The sequence below is a fragment of the Pseudoalteromonas sp. JC3 genome (genome assembly GCF_030291895.1).
In the GTDB taxonomy this organism is placed as follows: domain Bacteria; phylum Pseudomonadota; class Gammaproteobacteria; order Enterobacterales; family Alteromonadaceae; genus Pseudoalteromonas.
The window spans coordinates 3,724,432-3,740,432 of sequence record NZ_CP127855.1; the positions used below are offsets into that span (position 1 = coordinate 3,724,432).

Genomic DNA, 16,001 nt, shown 5'->3' on the forward strand with positions numbered 1-16,001 from the left:
TTTATTGATAACGATTATCATTATATAGTAATGTAATATTTTAGAAACAATAAAATGACGTTTTACAGGCAACAAAAAAGCGGCCAAAAAGCCGCTTTCGATTATTACATCAAATTCCATGATTAAGGCATAGCGTCTAGGTCTGCACCTTCTTTTTCAACTTCTACCGGGATCAAATCTTCTTTGCTAACGCCCATTGCTACTGCAACTGAGCTCGCTACATAAACAGAAGAATATGTACCGATAAACACACCAAACAGCAAGGCCGTAGCAAAACCATGAATGGTTTGACCACCCCATACGAATAGCGCAATCAAAACGAGAATAGTCGTGATTGAGGTCACTAATGTACGATTAAGCGTTTGTGTCAGTGAAATGTTGATGATCTCTAAGGTGTCATCAATACGTACTTTACGAAAGTTTTCACGAATACGGTCAGACACAACAATAGTATCGTTGAGTGAGTAACCTATTACCGCCAATATTGCCGCCAAAATCGTTAAATCAAATTCCAGACCTAAGATTGAGAACAGACCCATTGTCAGTACAACATCGTGGAAAAGTGCAAATACAGCACCTACTGCAAAGCGCCATTCAAAACGAAAAGCAACGTAAATCAAGATACAGATAAGCGCGGTTAGCATCGCCAAGCCACCCTGCTCTTTGAGATCTTCACCAACACTTGGACCTACGAATTCAATGCGGCGCATCACCACACTTTCATCCGCTTGTTTCAGCGCGGAGATGAGTTGGTTACCTAATACTTCAGCTTTCACGTCGTCCCCACGAGGGGCGAGTCGTACTAATACCTCTTGGCTTGAACCAAAAAGTTGCACAGAGGCATCGGCAAAACCGCTCTCGGCTAATACACTACGTACCTTTGCTAAGTCTGCTGGCTGTGAAAATCCAACTTCAACTGCCGTACCACCGGTAAAATCCAAACCAAAGTTTAGTCCTTTCACCATAAATGAGCCGATTGAAGCCAAGATCAACAATGCAGAGAAAGCCATTGAAAGCTTTCTTGCCGACATAAAACGGATAGTGCCTTTTAAGTTTAATAATTGCATGTCCGTCTCCTAGATTGATAGCTTTGTGATACGTCTGCCACCGATGATGGCATTAATAACTGCACGCGTACCAACAATCGCTGTAAACATCGAGGTAATGATACCGATAGCTAGGGTTACCGCGAAGCCTGCAATTGGGCCTGTACCGACAGAGAATAGGATCACAGCTGCAATTAAAGTGGTGATGTTGGCATCAAAAATCGTACTAAATGCACTATCGTAACCATGGTGAACGGCTTGCTGTGGACTGCGACCTTCCGCAATTTCTTCACGAATACGCTCAAAGATAAGTACGTTAGCGTCAACGGCCATACCGACGGTTAATACGATACCGGCAATACCTGGCAGCGTCAGCGTCGCACCTGGGATCATCGACATCACACCCACAATCATGATGAGGTTAGCCGCAAGCGCCAAGTTTGCTACCAGACCAAAGCCTTTGTAGTACAGCAACATAAAGGCAAGAACAAAAGCAAAACCAAGCACAACCGCAGTCATACCCGCTTCGATATTTTCCTGACCAAGGCTTGGACCTACAGTACGTTCTTCAACGATTTGAATTGGCGCAACCAGTGCACCTGCACGTAGTAGCAAGCTTAAGTTATGCGCTTCTGCTGGGCTATCAATACCGGTAATACGGAAAGAGCTGTTTAAACGCGCTTGAATCGTGGCAACGTTAATCACTTCTTCCACTTTGATTGGTGGTAACGCTTTGCCATTTTCATCTTTCTTGCCAGATGGTTTGTATTCGATGAAAACCGTCGCCATACGTTTGCCGATGGCGCGTTTAGTAAAGGCATTCATTTTTGCCCCACCTTTGCTATCAAGTTTGATATTCACCTGAGGGCGCTGATATTCATCCATACCAGATTGCGCACCTGTGATATGCGTACCTTCAAGAATAACGCGCTTTTTAAGCACGACAGGATAACCATCTTTATGCGGGATCACTTCCGTGCCAGGAGGAATACGACCTTGTGCTGCTGCACGCACGTCGGCATTTTCGTCTACTTCACGGAACTCAAGCGTCGCCGTGGCACCGAGAATTTCTTTCGCGCGAGCCGTGTCCTGAACACCTGGAAGTTGAACAATTATGCGCTCACCACCTTGACGTTGAACATTTGGTTCAGCAACACCTAGTTGGTTAATACGATTACGAATAATGGTTTCGTTTTGCTTGATAGCGTATTCACGCAGCTCTTTATATTTAAGGTCGCTAAGGCTTGAGAAGAAAGCAAGGCTGTCGCTGCTATCATTGATAAAGTCGTTACCCGGGTAACGCTTTCTCAAGAAGCTCATTGCCGCGTCTTTGTCCTCTTCCGAACGCATCGTTACTTGTACACGTTCACTATTAGAAACCCGACGCACCGAGCGATAACGCAATTTTTCTTCACGTAAATCACTCTTGAAATCTTGCTCCATTTGCTCAAGTGCATTGTCCATCGCCGTGACCATATCCACTTCCATAGTGAAGTGAACACCACCGCTTAAATCTAGACCAAGCTTCATTGGATTTGCACCTAAGTCTTTTAACCACTCAGGTTGTGCCGGAGACATATTGATTGCTGAAATGTAATCATCGCTTAAGCTATTACGCAAAATATCTTGTGCTTTAAGCTGATCTTCAACATTTTTGAAGCGAACAAGGATTTGACCGTCTTCTAACACAGAAGATTTTACGGCAAGGTTGTTCTTTTGTAGGGTTTCGTTAACTTGATCTAATACACTGAGCGTCGCATCAGCACCTTTTGTGCCAGAAACTTGTATGGCCGGATCACGACCATACAAGTTAGGTGTGGCATAAAGAATACCGATAGCCAACACAGCGAGAACAAGTAAGTACTTCCACATTGGAAACTTGTTTAACACTGGGCTATCCCTTTATTGTTATTCTTATAGAGATTTCATTGTACCTTTAGGTAACACAGCTGAAACCGCTGACTTTTGCACTGTTACTTCAGTTTGGTCGTTTAGTGCGATTACAACAAAGTCTTTATCATCAGCAACTTTAGTGATTTTACCCACAAGTCCACCTTGAGTTAGTACTTCGTCACCTTTGCCTAATGCACCCATTAGGTCTTTGTGTTCTTTAACACGCTTAGCTTGTGGACGGTAAATTAAAAAATAAAATACCAGACCAAAAATACCTAACATGATTAGCATTTCCATGCCACCACCAGCAGGTGCAGCTGCTGCGGTGCTAGCATGCGCGTTTGAGATAAAAAAGCTCATTTCACTTCCTCGTTTATAAATTAATTATTTTCTGTCAAACCAACGTCAGCCAACTCTGGCACCGCAATGCCACGGCGCGCATAAAAGTCTTCGACAAATTCATCAAATGTACCTTCAGATAAGGCGTTTCTCATTCCTTCCATCAGACGTTGATAATAACGTAAGTTATGGATGGTATTGAGTCGAGCGCCTAGAATTTCATTACACTTATCTAGGTGATGTAAGTACGCTCGAGAGTAATTCTTACAAGTGTGGCAATCACACTCCGCATCTAGTGGGCTAGTATCTGTTTTGTGTGCTGCATTGCGGATTTTTACCACGCCACCTGTCACAAATAAGTGACCATTACGAGCGTTACGCGTTGGCATTACACAGTCAAACATGTCGATACCGCGACGTACCGCTTCAACCAAATCTTCTGGTTTACCAACGCCCATTAAGTAACGTGGCTTGTTTTCTGGCATTTTATAGGCACATTGGTCAAGAATATTGATCATGTCTTCTTTTGGCTCACCAACTGATAAACCACCAAGTGCATAACCATCAAAACCGATTTCTTCTAAGCCCTTTTGCGACTCGGCACGAAGCTCTGGGTACATACCGCCCTGAATAATGCCGAATAGCGCTGAAGGATTATCAGCATGTGCATCTTTGGAGCGCTTAGCCCAACGTAAGCTTAGCTCCATCGAGTCTTTTGCTTCTTTTTCTGTCGCTGGATACGGCGTACATTCGTCAAAAATCATGACGATATCTGACCCTAAGTCGCGCTGTACTTCCATCGCTTTTTCTGGAGACAACATGATTTTCTCACCATTAACTGGTGACTTGAACAACACACCTTCTTCCGAAATTTTACGCATTGCACCAAGACTAAATACTTGGAAGCCGCCTGAATCGGTCAGAATCGGTTTATCCCAGTTCATAAAATCATGCAGATCGCCGTGCTGCTTGATGATCTCAGTGCCAGGTCTTAGCATCAAATGGAAGGTATTTCCTAAACAGATATGTGCGCCCGTTTCTTTGAGCTCATCAGGGGTCATGCCTTTTACTGTGCCGTAAGTACCAACAGGCATAAATGCAGGCGTTTCTACCACACCACGGTCAAAAATCAAGCGACCTCGGCGAGCCTTACCCTGTTTGCTATCTAATTCAAATTTCATTGTTACCTCGTTGTCGGAAAAACAGTCCAACCTTGACTAAAAAACGTGCTAAGCCAATGCTTAGGGCAGTGATCTTTCGATTCTACCAAGATTACTAGCGCAATTCTAATACCAATTATCTTAATTAAGTGTTCTATTTTGAGGCGAGAAAATCTTGTCGATAACAAGGCAAAAATTTTGATATTTAGTTGCTCTAAATAAGAAATTTTTAACGCAGTTAGCGTCAGATTTACTCCTTCAAATTGAGCAAGCGTTAAGACTAATTGGTATAATATTGGGATAAAAAACACAAAGTCCATATCGAGCTTGCAACTTTACAGCCATAAAACGCAAAATGCCCAGCAACACTGGGCATTTTAATAGTTGTATGGCGTGAGTTACTTATCTTGCTTTTGCAAGAACATCGCATCACCGTAACTAAAGAAGCGGTATTTCTGTTCAATGGCGGTTTGGTAAGCCTTCATTATATGCTGTTGCCCTGCAAACGCACTCACTAACATGATTAGCGTTGATTCTGGTAAGTGAAAGTTAGTCACCATTGCATCTACCACGTTAAAACGGTAGCCCGGATAAATAAAAATATCGGTATCGCCGTAAAGTGGAGCAATTTCACCGCCGTTTGCTTTAGCCGCAGACTCAAGTGAGCGCACCGACGTAGTACCTACCGCGATGACGCGTCCTCCTCTGGCTTTTGCCGCTTTGATTGCCTCCACGACTTCTGCTGAGACCTCGATATATTCTGAGTGCATAACATGCTCTTCCACCGAATCGACTCGCACCGGCTGGAACGTACCTGCGCCCACGTGTAAAGTAACAAAGGCCATCTCAACACCTTTGTCTTTTAGCTTAGCCATCAATTCATCATCAAAGTGCAGTCCGGCGGTAGGTGCAGCGACTGCGCCTGGTTTCTCACCATACACAGTCTGATAACGCTCTTTATCTTCTTCATCATCCGGTCTGTCGATATAAGGAGGTAAAGGCATATGGCCAATTTTATCTAAAATAGCCAATACATTTTCTTCGCCCTCGAATCTCAACTCAAATAATTCACCGTGGCGCTGAACCATTTCTGCGGTTGCTTGGCCTTCAAGCTCAATTTTAGTACCAGGTTTTGGCGACTTGCTCGCTCTTACATGAGCAAGCACAGTCCGCTCATCTACAACGCGCTCAACCAGTACTTCTAGTTTTCCACCACTGGCTTTTTGACCAAACATACGAGCAGGAATAACTTTAGTGTTATTAAAGATAATTAAGTCTTCTGGATTAATGAGTGCCAAAATATCTCTAAATACTTTGTGTTCTATTTCACCACTATTGCCATTTAAGGTAAGAAGACGACTGCTAGAGCGTTCCTTCATTGGGTGTCTGGCAATCAACTCATCAGGAAGATCAAAACTAAAGTCTGCTACGCGCATGGAAAGGCCTCATTTCTAAAAGTGCGCCAAGTCTAGTGCGGTGTTTTGGCGAAATCAAGTGCTTGTAACCTTGCGTAAATACCTTTAACCTAGCGAGTCTAAAACGGTAATCACCATGTAAAATTTTGTACGGTGTGCACCTTTGTTTAGTACGTTCTTTATTCTTTACGTTTAAACAATAACTTATCGCTATCGGCTATGATTACCGAGCAAAGTTCGTGTCACTGTTTGATTATTATCAAGCAGCGGTTAAGTACGATTTGCTAACTTTAAGACAAGCCCAATGATTGTGTCGCAGTATCTGGTGAGGTTTTTTTATTGTGTCTAGACAACTAACGTTGCTCATTGTTAACGCCAGTGCTCACGAGCGTCAAACCTTGACTAAAACTCTTAGTGCATTAGATGTCTTTACTATCATTGCCAAATCCGACTCTCAAGATGCCCTAAGCTTACTAAAGACGCAAGCTGTAGATCTAGTGATCACCGGCTTGGATGTTGGCAAAATTGACGGATGGCGATTCTCGCGCATGATCCGCTCAGGTCTGCTGGCAACGCCCAAAAATACACCCATCGTACTTATTCCACCGACTTATTGTGAACGAATAGCCGAAACCACCGCTCGTAGCTACAGTATTGATGCCGTGCTGCCATTTGAACGTCAAGACATGTTGCCGCAAATTTTGGCCAATGTGTTGTCAACGCATTTAGATAAAAGCAGCCGCCTCAACTTGCTGTTGTTAGAGCCCAACCAACAACGTGCGCAAAAAATATGTGAGCACCTATCGCACAATTTCGTTTGCACACATGTAAGCTCGGCGGCCAGCGCTTTATCACTATTTCTACAAGATCATTACGCCATTGTTTTAATGGACACTACGTCTGATTTATCAGGTTCCGCAGAAAGCTTAGTCGAAAGTATTCTCAAACATCGTCCAAGCCAAGCCATTGTAACCATTATTGACAAACGCGATGCCGACCATGCCGAACAACTATTATTGTTAGGTGTTACCGACTTTGTTCGAGCACCATACGATATGCCCTTTTTAAGCAAAGTATGCGACCATGCAGCGCGGCGAGAAGATTTTATGGTGAGCTATGCCGAGTTTGCTAATAAAGTCGAGCAACTCAGTCGCAGTGAAAGTCGCTATAAAGATTTGTTTTCTGCACACCAACGGATTTTACTCCACCTGAGAACAGTTGTCGTTGAATTGGAATTGGAAGGCGCGATCCGCTTTATAAACCCAGCATGGGAATACCTCTCAGGCTTTGGTATTAAGTCAAGCCTCAATACCCAGCTCCGCGATTATATTGCCAAAGATGAATTGCCGACCTTCAACAAAGTCATTCAAGAAATTCAAAATGGAGTCAGGCAACATGCGCAATTAGAGCTGCAACTCTGCCACAAAGCAGGACATCTAGTGTGGGTCGAGTGTCGCCTACAACTTATCAAGAATACCTCAAGTTCGGTCGCAATAACTGCAACACTCGATAATATTCACGAACGCAAGCAAGCTGAGCTGCAACTCAGACACTTAGCATTGCATGATACGCTTACCGGCTTACACAACCGCTACTACTTCGACCAACAACTGAATCAGCTGTGCAATGAAGTAAAGTCTGCACAAGAGATAGAACATGCACTAATTTACATCGACTTAGATCACTTTAAGATCATCAATGACAGTAAAGGCCATCAGCAAGGAGATATTGTACTCAAAGAAGTATCTGAGTTGTTTGGTGACAAAATAGGTGAAGAGCATCTCACTTTCCGTATTGGTGGAGACGAATTTGCTGTACTGCTTAAGCACACCAATTTACTTGATGCTCATATGTGCGCTGAAAGCATTTGCATGGCTATCGAAGAACATAAATTTCACTTTGAAAATAATGCATACTCTCTCAGTTGTTCTATCGGGTTAACGCAAATTACCAATGAAAATGCGGATCCCAGCGAGTGTTTGAAACAAGCTGACATAGCCCTTTATATCGCCAAGAATCTCGGCCGCAACTTGGTTCATTGTTATAATAAAGAAGATGAACAAAACCAAACACTGCAAACCGGTTTAGAATGGGGCCATAGTGTTAGGCAAGCGCTTCAGAACGACAGCATAGAACTCCACTATCAACCGATCTGGGATTTCAAAAAACAACAAATAGCCTATTACGAAGCACTGCTTAGATTAAAGATTAACGGTGAGACAGTTTACCCAAATCAGTTTATTCCTGCATTAGAGCTACTTAATGATACATTTTTGATGGATCAATGTGTGATCAGAACTGCCATTAAAGCACTGGCTGAACATGAGATTTTGAGCCAAGTGGCGATTAATTTATCTGCTCATTCATTTTTAGATGAACGACTGCAACCCCACATTCAGGCCTGTTTAAAAGAGCATCAAGTTTCAGCTAATCGCGTTATTTTTGAAATCACAGAATCTGCCAGTATCAATAACCTTAACGCAACCCAGACAATGATTAAAAATCTGAACGATCTTGGTTGTCATTTCGCTATTGATGATTTCGGGACAGGCTTCAGCACTTTTAGCTACCTAAAACAGCTACCCGCACAGCATGTTAAAATAGATGGCTCCTTTGTTCGAGACATGCTCAACGACCCAATTGACCTGGCGCTGGTCAAAGCTGTAAACGATATTAGTCACTCGTTAGATAAGTGTTCAGTTGCCGAATATGTCGAAAACAAAGAAATATTTCAACAACTTAAGGAAATAGGTGTGGACTATGGACAGGGTTACTTTATCTCTAGACCGCTCCCTATTGAACAACTAGCGAGCAGTGCAAAAACTATTTTATCTCTAAAAACAGCGTAGTAACATTTTTATACTAAAGGTTACTTTTACTTCTTGCAAAGTCCACTATAATTAAAGATACCAGTTTAAAATGTCACCAAATTTTAAGGTAACACCTTAATTTTATAGACATTCAAAGGATTGAGTTACATCTTGCTATGGACTTCAAGGGGTAAATTATGCTGTCATTATCACTGTTTTTACTACTTGCAAACTTGCTCATTGCTTATCAATGTTACCGCTATGCCAACACAAAAGGATATCCGGTAAAATTGTTCACAGGGCTCGGTTTGCTACCCTACTTTAATCTAGTGGTTTGGGTTTACTTACTCTTTTTACCAAATTTAACTACTGCAAAAAACATCGAGCAGGCTTAATAGCTCCTTTTTAAAACAAAACAGCATGCAGCCATGCTGTTTTTTGTGTTGTCATTTTCTTGCCCCCAAGTTCGAAGAAGGCGCTTTTTATCCCAAAATTAGGCTAACTAAAAGCGATAGCTAGTTACTATCTCGGCAAGCTGCTTAGCCGTTTTCTCACCTTTTACACATTGCTGCACCAAGGATTTTGGATAAACAAACACCTGTTTATTGTTTGGGTTGCTGAGTTCATTGTAAATAAAGCTTATATGCTCATCTCTAGGTAAACTTCTTAAACCTGCACCATAGTCACATAAACTTCGGGCTAAGCTGGTTACTAGCATTTTTTCAAGCGCCTGCTGCTTTTCTGCTTTCTCTTTCGCTCGTTTGACCCGAGAAGCTTCAAGACTTGCTTTCAGCTTATCCTTAAGCTCTTTTAATTCCGAATCCTTAAGTGAAAGCTTTTCTATGCGTTTCTCAACTTCTCTCAATGACTCCGTAAATTCTTTTACTTGATCCTCACTTTCGTGCCTTTTCGCAAACTCCAGCTCCGCTTTTTGGCGTTCAAGTTCCCTCAATTGAATTCTATTCTCTCTTTCTTGCTCTACGGCTTCGCGGACCTTCTCGGCTCCTGCTCTCACTTTCTCAGCTGCATCCGAATAAGCTTGAGAAAAAGCTTCAGCTATCGGCTGTGAAATCTCAATCTCCGCGATGTCCATATCAAATTCCGGCAGTTCAAACTCCCCTATTGCAGCCACATCATCGAGATTATCGATATGAGAGATCCACTCTAAACGGTGCCGGCGTTTTAATGCCAGTTCAAACACAACTCCCTGATCTTTTAAATAATAGCCAGAAACACTACGAACTTGATCTTGTGTATCATGCTGTAGTGCACTCATTAATACCCGCTCAAAAATAGCAACCTCACGCTTTAGCGCTTCATCAACAACTTGGGCCTGAGCAAAGCTTGTAGCAATGGCTGCGACAGCGCCAAAACAAAGTGGAATTAACTTCATGGTTTACCTCGATACTGTGCTAAATTTTGTGTCGGTGTTTGCTCTACTTGCTCTGCCAATTCATTCAATTGCAGCCTAAGTAGGGCTTGATCTTGCGCTCTTTGTGCTTGGATCAGATCAACGAGATTATTCATTGCCAAACTGCGCTCTTTACGATTTTGTTCAACCACTTGCGTTGCTAACTTGGCAAGCGTAGCTTGATCTATTGGCTTAGTCTCATCAAGTTTTGCAAGCATGGCCTGCATAGCGCTTTGCTGCTGTGCCAGTTGTGTTTGTTGAGCACTCAACTGTTGATGTAAGCCTAAGTTCTGTAGCCAAAGTCCTGACACACCAAGCCCAACGACCAGCCAAGCTGCGACGGCAGCCACTGGCCAAGCGCGAGTTTGATGCTGCAAAGTGAGCTGTGGGGGTGGCGCTTGCTCTTCGAAGCTAGCAGCTCGCTGTTGCCAAGTAATAGCAGCACTCATCATTTCTCGATATTCACTATCTGCCTGAAGTTCGGCCAACTCTGCCTCAGACAGCACTTTGCCATCTAACCACTGCTCAAATAAGTGTGCTAATTTAGCCATGATTTTGCACCTCTAGTTGCCCTTTCATCTTACCTAACGCACTGTATAGCCTAGCCTTCACCGTATTACTTGATAACTCAAGCTGCAGCGCAATTTCATCAAAGGTGTAATGCTGGAAAAACTTTAGCTCCACGACAATGCGCTGCTCAAATGGTAGTTGTTTCAGCGCGATATATATCTCTTCATTACTTTGTTGTTGCGCTATTTTGCTGTCAGGTCCGTGTTGCGGCGCCTCAGGTTCTTTACCTTCAATCGATTCAAACTTATGTTTTCGCATGTGATCCACTATCCTTGCATGGGTGATTTTAAATACCCAAGTCGAGAACTTAGCATCACCATTAAAGGTATGCAGATTTCGATACATACTTAAAAATACATCTTGAGCTATATCTAGCGCGTCTTGCGGGTTACCAACCAGCCTCAAGCATTGGTTATACACACGGCTATGATGCTGGGCGCAAAGCTTTGACCATGCTCTTTGATTACCTTGCAGTGCTCTTTTTATTAATTGTTTTTCGCTATTAAAAAACACGCAGTTCACTCATCCAATCTTCTCACTAACTATTAATCGTAGCGGCTGCAAAAAAAGTTGTTCAGACAGGAAAGTTTTTTGAAAAAAAAAGCACCGAGGGGGTGCTTCTTATCATTACTATTACTATGGCTGACATTGGCCGCTGATGTAGCCACCAACAAAGTCGCTAAACAGTCTAAAATCTCTGATCCGCCCCGTAGTACGACGCCAAATTAAGCCAATCTCACGATATGCATGATCTTGTGGTGGCATAGCCACTAAAGGTTTCCCTTCCAAAATCCCTGCATTGATCGCCATTTGAGGTAAAAACGTTACGCCATTTTTATATTCCACCATACTTAATAAAGTATGTAGGTTTGCCGCCTCAAATGGATTAATGCACGCGCTACGGTTTAAGTGGCAAGCGCTAAGAGCATGTCCCGTCATACAGTGCTCTTTTTCGAGTAAAAATACACTTTGCTCAGGTAACAGGTTAAAGTCCTCAATCGGCTCTGGTACGCTGTACTCGGTATGGCGAACCAAGCTAAAGTGATCTTTTGCAAGCACTTGAGTATGAAACTTATCGGTTCTATATGGCAGCGCTAACATGGCCATATCAATATGGCCATGCTCTAATTTGTCCAGTAAGTTATCACTGGTATCTTCAACCAGTACCAAATTAAGTGCTGCAAACTCCTTTTTACACGCCTGATAAAGTGGCGCAGCAATAAAACTCGCAATGGTGGGAATGATCCCTAACGTCAACTTGCCAGATAATGGATTTTTATAGCTTTTAGTCAGCTCTTTAACGCTCATGGTGTCGTCGATAATTTTCCGTGCTCGTTCAACCACTTCCTCACCAATATCGGTAAACATTAGGCTGCGATTTTCGCGTTCAATTAGCTGACATCCCAATGTCTCTTCAAGGTTTTGTATCGCGCTACTTAACGTCGATTGGCCGATAAAGCATGCTTCCGCTGCACGACCAAAATGTTGGTGCTGATGCACCGCAAGCAGGTATTGTAGTTGTTTGATACTAGGTAAATTCGTCACAAGCTTTACTCTTAATTTTCAACAGCACAAATAAAAAGACCCCAACACCAAAGGTGTTGAGATCTTTTCAAGCTAAAAGTCTGTCTTTTTGAAAAGTGCGGTTTATTTTTATACGCCGAACACTAATCTCAAAATATAGAATATAACAATAGCAAGGGCAGCACCAACTGGCAATGTAATTACCCAAGAAACTACGATGTTACGAATAACACCCATGTTTAATGCCGCAATACCACGTGCCATACCCACACCCAATACCGCACCAACTAAGGTTTGAGTTGTAGAGATTGGTAGGCCTGTGCCTGATGCGATTACGACTGTTGAAGCAGCTGCAAGCTCTGCTGCGAAGCCACGGCTAGGAGTAAGATGCGTGATGCCTTCACCGATGGTCTTGATAACTTTCTTACCAAGAATCGCAAGACCCGCAACAATACCTAAACCACCTAGTGGTAAGATCCACCAAGCTAGCGCCGCTTTCTTAGCAATTTCACCGTCGTTTTCAACAATGTTTACCACAGCAGCTAATGGACCAATTGCGTTAGCAACGTCATTCGAACCATGCGCGAATGCCATACAACATGCTGTTAGTACCATAAGGATAGCGAATACTTTTTCAACATTGTTGAACTGCATTTGCTTGTCTGCATTAGGATCCATTTTCAGCTTAGAAATCGCAATCTTACCGATAATAGCAATGATAATAGCGATACCGATAGCAAGCGCAAAACCTTCGAATGTGCCAAGCTTGATACCAATATGCTTAAGACCTTTTTTGATTGTAACCAAAGACATAACAAAGCCCGCTAGACCCATGTAAATAGGCACAAAGCGTTTGGCGTTTTCTAGTGGCTTATTGGTATCAAAAATGAGCTTTTGGGCACTCATAAAGATGAGGTAAGCAATAAAGCCAGAGATGGCAGGGGTGACAATCCAGCTCCCAACAATGCCAGCAACTTTGCCCCATTGGATTGCTTCGCTGCCCACAGCTACTAGCGCAAAACCAATGATTGCACCTATGATTGAGTGCGTCGTAGATACCGGCCAACCTAGCATTGAAGCCATTAATAACCATGCGCCTGCAGCAAAAAGCGCGGAGATCATTCCTAATATCATCAGTTCAGGAATATCAATGAAAGGGGTTGAATCTATAATCCCTTTTCGGATCGTTGATGTTACCTCACCACCTGCAAGATAAGCACCAGCGAATTCAAAGATCATAGCAATGATAATTGCTTGTTTGATGGTAAGTGCTTTTGAACCTACCGAAGTACCCATAGCATTCGCAACATCGTTTGCGCCAATACCATAAGCCATAAAGAAACCAACTGCTGCGGCAATTAAAACCAATACTGTGCCGTAGGATGCAATGATATCCATAAGAAACCTTACTTTATTTTAAAAGATCGATTTTTATTAACGAGCTAACATCAGCTCAAGACGTGAACCAACGCGCTCTGCGATATCTGCAAGCCCACCGACCCATTCGATGATCTTGTATAAAAACATCGCATCAATTGGGTTAAGCTCGCTTTCAACAGCGCGTAACTCTCGACGAATTTTAATTTGCATATCGTCGGTATCTTGCTCGATGGCATCGAGCTCAACTAGCATTTTTTCAACTAAAGTGACTTCACGGCCTCTAAAGCCTGTCTCAAGCAGTTCATCAAACTCATTAATCGCTTCTGATGCTTGTTTAGTTGCGTCCACACAACGAGTGACGTAAGCAAGAAAGTCTTTTTGAATGGATTCAGGGATGACCATTTCACGACCGATAACGCGACCTGCGATATCTTTCGCTTTATTGGCTATCTTATCTTGGTGGGTGATAAGTTCCAGTAAGTCAGTCCGTTCTACTGGCATGAATAAACCACGAGGCAAATGTAAACGTACTTCACGTTTTAGTTCATCTGCTTCACGCTCTAGGTTGCGGATTTCAATGCGAATTGCATCCGCTTCTGTCCACTCCCCTTTGAAGACATGGTTAAAAAATGGGATCAAAGCCGCACTGGCTTGATGGACTATTTTTATATGCTCTTCAATTGGCTTAATAGGAGATTTAGCAAATACTCCTAAAAACGCGTTACTAGGCATAACTGACCCTTAAATCATATTTGTATGCATGTGCAAAGTGTAATTTTACAGCATTGAGCGCTGTTGTGAACGGTTTTATTGCAAGTTTAGATGAACTTACTATGAAATTGCGCGCCGAAAGCGCGCAACTAATTGATAAGCATCACAAGGTTTTTGCGATATCTTCTTGAGATGTATGACGAATATCTTTGCCATTTACGAAATAAATCACATATTCCGCAATATTTTGACAACGATCGCCGATACGCTCTAATGAGCGCACAGACCAAATTAAATCCATAATTTTTGGAATCGAGCGTGGGTCTTCCATCATGTAGGTCATAATTTGGCGTGTTACTGCTTCGTATTCACGGTCCACTTTGGCATCAGCTTTATGCACTTCAAATGCCTTTTGCGCGTCCATCCGGGCAAACGCATCGAGCACATCATGCAGCATTTGTGACACTTGGCGACCCATATTGTCAATATTCACCAATAGATCTTGCTGATCTTTGGTAAACGAATCCAATGCAACTTTAGCAATACGCTCCGCTTCGTCTCCGATACGTTCAAGATCTGCAATCGTTTTTGCGATGGCAACAACCAAACGCAAGTCACTGGCTGCAGGCTGCCTTTTCGCGATGATACGTGTACATTCTTCGTCAATATTCACTTCCATCGCATTGACTTTGTAATCGTTCTGACTGACCTTTTTCGCTTTTTCAGCATCATTGTGGTTAACCGCATCAAGCGCAGTGTTTAGTTGCTGCTCTACCAATCCACCCATACTGAGTACGTGATTTCTCACGTTTTCTAGCTCTTCATTAAAGCGGCCAGAAATATGCTTATTAATATTGTGTTCCATTATATTCTCCTCGCAAGCTCGCCTTAACCGTAACGACCTGTAATATAGTCTTCTGTTTTCTTCTTAGACGGCGTGGTGAATAAGGTATTGGTATCTGCATACTCAATTAACTCACCCATGTACATAAACGCAGTTTGATCAGATACACGCGCAGCTTGTTGCATGTTATGTGTAACGATAACTACAGTATACTTGTTTTTCAGGTCGTTAATGAGTTCTTCGATAACCAATGTTGAAATCGGATCGAGTGCTGATGTTGGTTCATCAAGTAACAATACTTCTGGTTCAATCGCGATAGAGCGAGCAATCACCAAACGCTGCTGCTGACCACCAGATAAACCAAATGCGCTGTCGTGAAGTCGGTCTTTTACTTCATCCCAAAGTGCGGCGCCACGGAGTGACTTTTCAACCACTTCGTCTAACTTGCGCTTATCTTTGATACCTTGCAGACGCAGACCATAAACCACATTCTCATAAATAGACTTAGGAAAAGGGTTTGGTCTTTGGAATACCATACCTACGTTACGGCGCAGTGCCGCAACATCTACGCTCTTGTCATAAATGTTCTGTCCTTGAAGGTTGATTTCTCCTTCAATACGACAGCTATCAACAAGGTCGTTCATACGGTTAATACAACGCAGTAACGTTGACTTACCACAACCTGATGGACCGATAAACGCGGTTACCTGCCCTTTTGGGATCAACATATTAACGTTGCTAAGGGCTTGTTTATCACCATAGTAAAGATCTAGGTTTTTGATCTCTAGTGCGGTGAGTTCTGGACTTAAGTTTGCTAAATCAAGCTTGTTATTGCCGTTTGCTTGATTGACTTCTGGCGCTACTGTAATCATGTTTTTACCTATTAAAAATCTTTACT

The 16,001-nt window shown here is 42.7% G+C and carries 15 protein-coding genes; 2 read left to right on the plus strand and 13 right to left on the minus strand.

Annotated elements, in window-relative coordinates; all coding sequences use genetic code 11:
- Positions 1-122 precede the first annotated feature (122 nt).
- The 5 genes from secF to queA form a co-directional block, all read right to left on the minus strand.
- The gene (secF, locus tag QSH61_RS16230) at positions 123-1,067 is read right to left on the minus strand and encodes a protein translocase subunit SecF (protein ID WP_010607169.1); all 945 of its coding nucleotides are present in this window, start codon (positions 1,065-1,067) and stop codon (positions 123-125) included.
- A 9-nt stretch (positions 1,068-1,076) separates the two neighbouring features.
- Positions 1,077-2,936, minus strand: a complete 1,860-nt coding sequence (secD, locus tag QSH61_RS16235) for a protein translocase subunit SecD (protein ID WP_010607168.1) — start codon at positions 2,934-2,936, stop codon at positions 1,077-1,079.
- 24 nt (positions 2,937-2,960) lie between these two features.
- Positions 2,961-3,299 carry a preprotein translocase subunit YajC gene (gene yajC / locus QSH61_RS16240; RefSeq protein WP_010374166.1) on the minus strand — a complete coding sequence of 113 codons (339 nt, stop codon included), beginning with the start codon at positions 3,297-3,299 and terminating at the stop codon, positions 2,961-2,963.
- A 20-nt stretch (positions 3,300-3,319) separates the two neighbouring features.
- Positions 3,320-4,459: a tRNA guanosine(34) transglycosylase Tgt gene (gene tgt, locus QSH61_RS16245; protein ID WP_010374167.1), complete on the minus strand. Its 1,140-nt coding sequence runs from the start codon at positions 4,457-4,459 to the stop codon at positions 3,320-3,322.
- Between the two features lie 377 nt (positions 4,460-4,836).
- Positions 4,837-5,874 (minus strand): tRNA preQ1(34) S-adenosylmethionine ribosyltransferase-isomerase QueA, encoded by a 1,038-nt coding sequence (gene queA, locus QSH61_RS16250; protein WP_010607167.1) that lies wholly within the window; start codon positions 5,872-5,874, stop codon positions 4,837-4,839.
- Between the two features lie 320 nt (positions 5,875-6,194).
- On the opposite strand from queA, the gene QSH61_RS16255 reads away from it, so the two are divergent.
- Both QSH61_RS16255 and QSH61_RS16260 read left to right on the plus strand, forming a co-directional pair.
- On the plus strand, positions 6,195-8,702 hold the full coding sequence (locus QSH61_RS16255; protein WP_174170601.1) for a two-component system response regulator: 2,508 nt from the start codon (positions 6,195-6,197) through the stop codon (positions 8,700-8,702).
- A 158-nt stretch (positions 8,703-8,860) separates the two neighbouring features.
- Complete coding sequence (locus QSH61_RS16260; protein WP_010607165.1) at positions 8,861-9,058, plus strand: hypothetical protein; 198 nt, start codon at positions 8,861-8,863, stop codon at positions 9,056-9,058.
- A gap of 107 nt (positions 9,059-9,165) precedes the next feature.
- On the opposite strand, the gene QSH61_RS16265 is transcribed toward QSH61_RS16260, so the two are convergent.
- The 8 genes from QSH61_RS16265 to pstB form a co-directional block, all read right to left on the minus strand.
- Entirely contained in the window at positions 9,166-10,056 is an 891-nt protein-coding gene (locus QSH61_RS16265) for a hypothetical protein (RefSeq protein WP_206473670.1), read from the minus strand.
- Positions 10,053-10,625 (minus strand): hypothetical protein, encoded by a 573-nt coding sequence (locus QSH61_RS16270; RefSeq protein ID WP_045962626.1) that lies wholly within the window; start codon positions 10,623-10,625, stop codon positions 10,053-10,055. The genes QSH61_RS16265 and QSH61_RS16270 overlap by 4 nt, the downstream gene beginning before the upstream one ends.
- Positions 10,618-11,157, minus strand: a complete 540-nt coding sequence (locus QSH61_RS16275; RefSeq protein WP_206473669.1) for an RNA polymerase sigma factor — start codon at positions 11,155-11,157, stop codon at positions 10,618-10,620. The genes QSH61_RS16270 and QSH61_RS16275 overlap by 8 nt, the downstream gene beginning before the upstream one ends.
- 123 nt (positions 11,158-11,280) lie before the next feature.
- On the minus strand, positions 11,281-12,189 hold the full coding sequence (locus QSH61_RS16280; protein ID WP_010607161.1) for a hydrogen peroxide-inducible genes activator: 909 nt from the start codon (positions 12,187-12,189) through the stop codon (positions 11,281-11,283).
- Between the two features lie 108 nt (positions 12,190-12,297).
- Positions 12,298-13,566, minus strand: coding sequence for an inorganic phosphate transporter (locus QSH61_RS16285; protein WP_010607160.1), 1,269 nt, complete (start codon positions 13,564-13,566; stop codon positions 12,298-12,300).
- Positions 13,567-13,602: 36 nt separating this feature from the next.
- Positions 13,603-14,280: a TIGR00153 family protein gene (locus tag QSH61_RS16290; RefSeq protein WP_010607159.1), complete on the minus strand. Its 678-nt coding sequence runs from the start codon at positions 14,278-14,280 to the stop codon at positions 13,603-13,605.
- Positions 14,281-14,422: 142 nt separating this feature from the next.
- A complete protein-coding gene (gene phoU / locus QSH61_RS16295) occupies positions 14,423-15,124 on the minus strand; it encodes a phosphate signaling complex protein PhoU (protein WP_010607158.1) in 702 nt (233 codons plus the stop codon).
- Between the two features lie 23 nt (positions 15,125-15,147).
- Positions 15,148-15,975, minus strand: coding sequence for a phosphate ABC transporter ATP-binding protein PstB (gene pstB, locus QSH61_RS16300; protein ID WP_010607157.1), 828 nt, complete (start codon positions 15,973-15,975; stop codon positions 15,148-15,150).
- Positions 15,976-16,001: the final 26 nt, after the last annotated feature.

Bases quoted from the DNA above. Each gene is read 5' to 3' on its own strand.
- QSH61_RS16265 (WP_206473670.1), bottom strand. From the start codon at position 10,056: ATGAAGTTAATTCCACTTTGTTTTGGCGCTGTCGCAGCCATTGCTACA.
- queA (WP_010607167.1), bottom strand. From the start codon at position 5,874: ATGCGCGTAGCAGACTTTAGTTTTGATCTTCCTGATGAGTTGATTGCC.
- pstB (WP_010607157.1), bottom strand. From the start codon at position 15,975: ATGATTACAGTAGCGCCAGAAGTCAATCAAGCAAACGGCAATAACAAG.
- secF (WP_010607169.1), bottom strand. From the start codon at position 1,067: ATGCAATTATTAAACTTAAAAGGCACTATCCGTTTTATGTCGGCAAGA.
- QSH61_RS16290 (WP_010607159.1), bottom strand. From the start codon at position 14,280: ATGCCTAGTAACGCGTTTTTAGGAGTATTTGCTAAATCTCCTATTAAG.
- QSH61_RS16260 (WP_010607165.1), top strand. From the start codon at position 8,861: ATGCTGTCATTATCACTGTTTTTACTACTTGCAAACTTGCTCATTGCT.
- QSH61_RS16285 (WP_010607160.1), bottom strand. From the start codon at position 13,566: ATGGATATCATTGCATCCTACGGCACAGTATTGGTTTTAATTGCCGCA.
- QSH61_RS16270 (WP_045962626.1), bottom strand. From the start codon at position 10,625: ATGGCTAAATTAGCACACTTATTTGAGCAGTGGTTAGATGGCAAAGTG.
- yajC (WP_010374166.1), bottom strand. From the start codon at position 3,299: ATGAGCTTTTTTATCTCAAACGCGCATGCTAGCACCGCAGCAGCTGCA.
- phoU (WP_010607158.1), bottom strand. From the start codon at position 15,124: ATGGAACACAATATTAATAAGCATATTTCTGGCCGCTTTAATGAAGAG.
- tgt (WP_010374167.1), bottom strand. From the start codon at position 4,459: ATGAAATTTGAATTAGATAGCAAACAGGGTAAGGCTCGCCGAGGTCGC.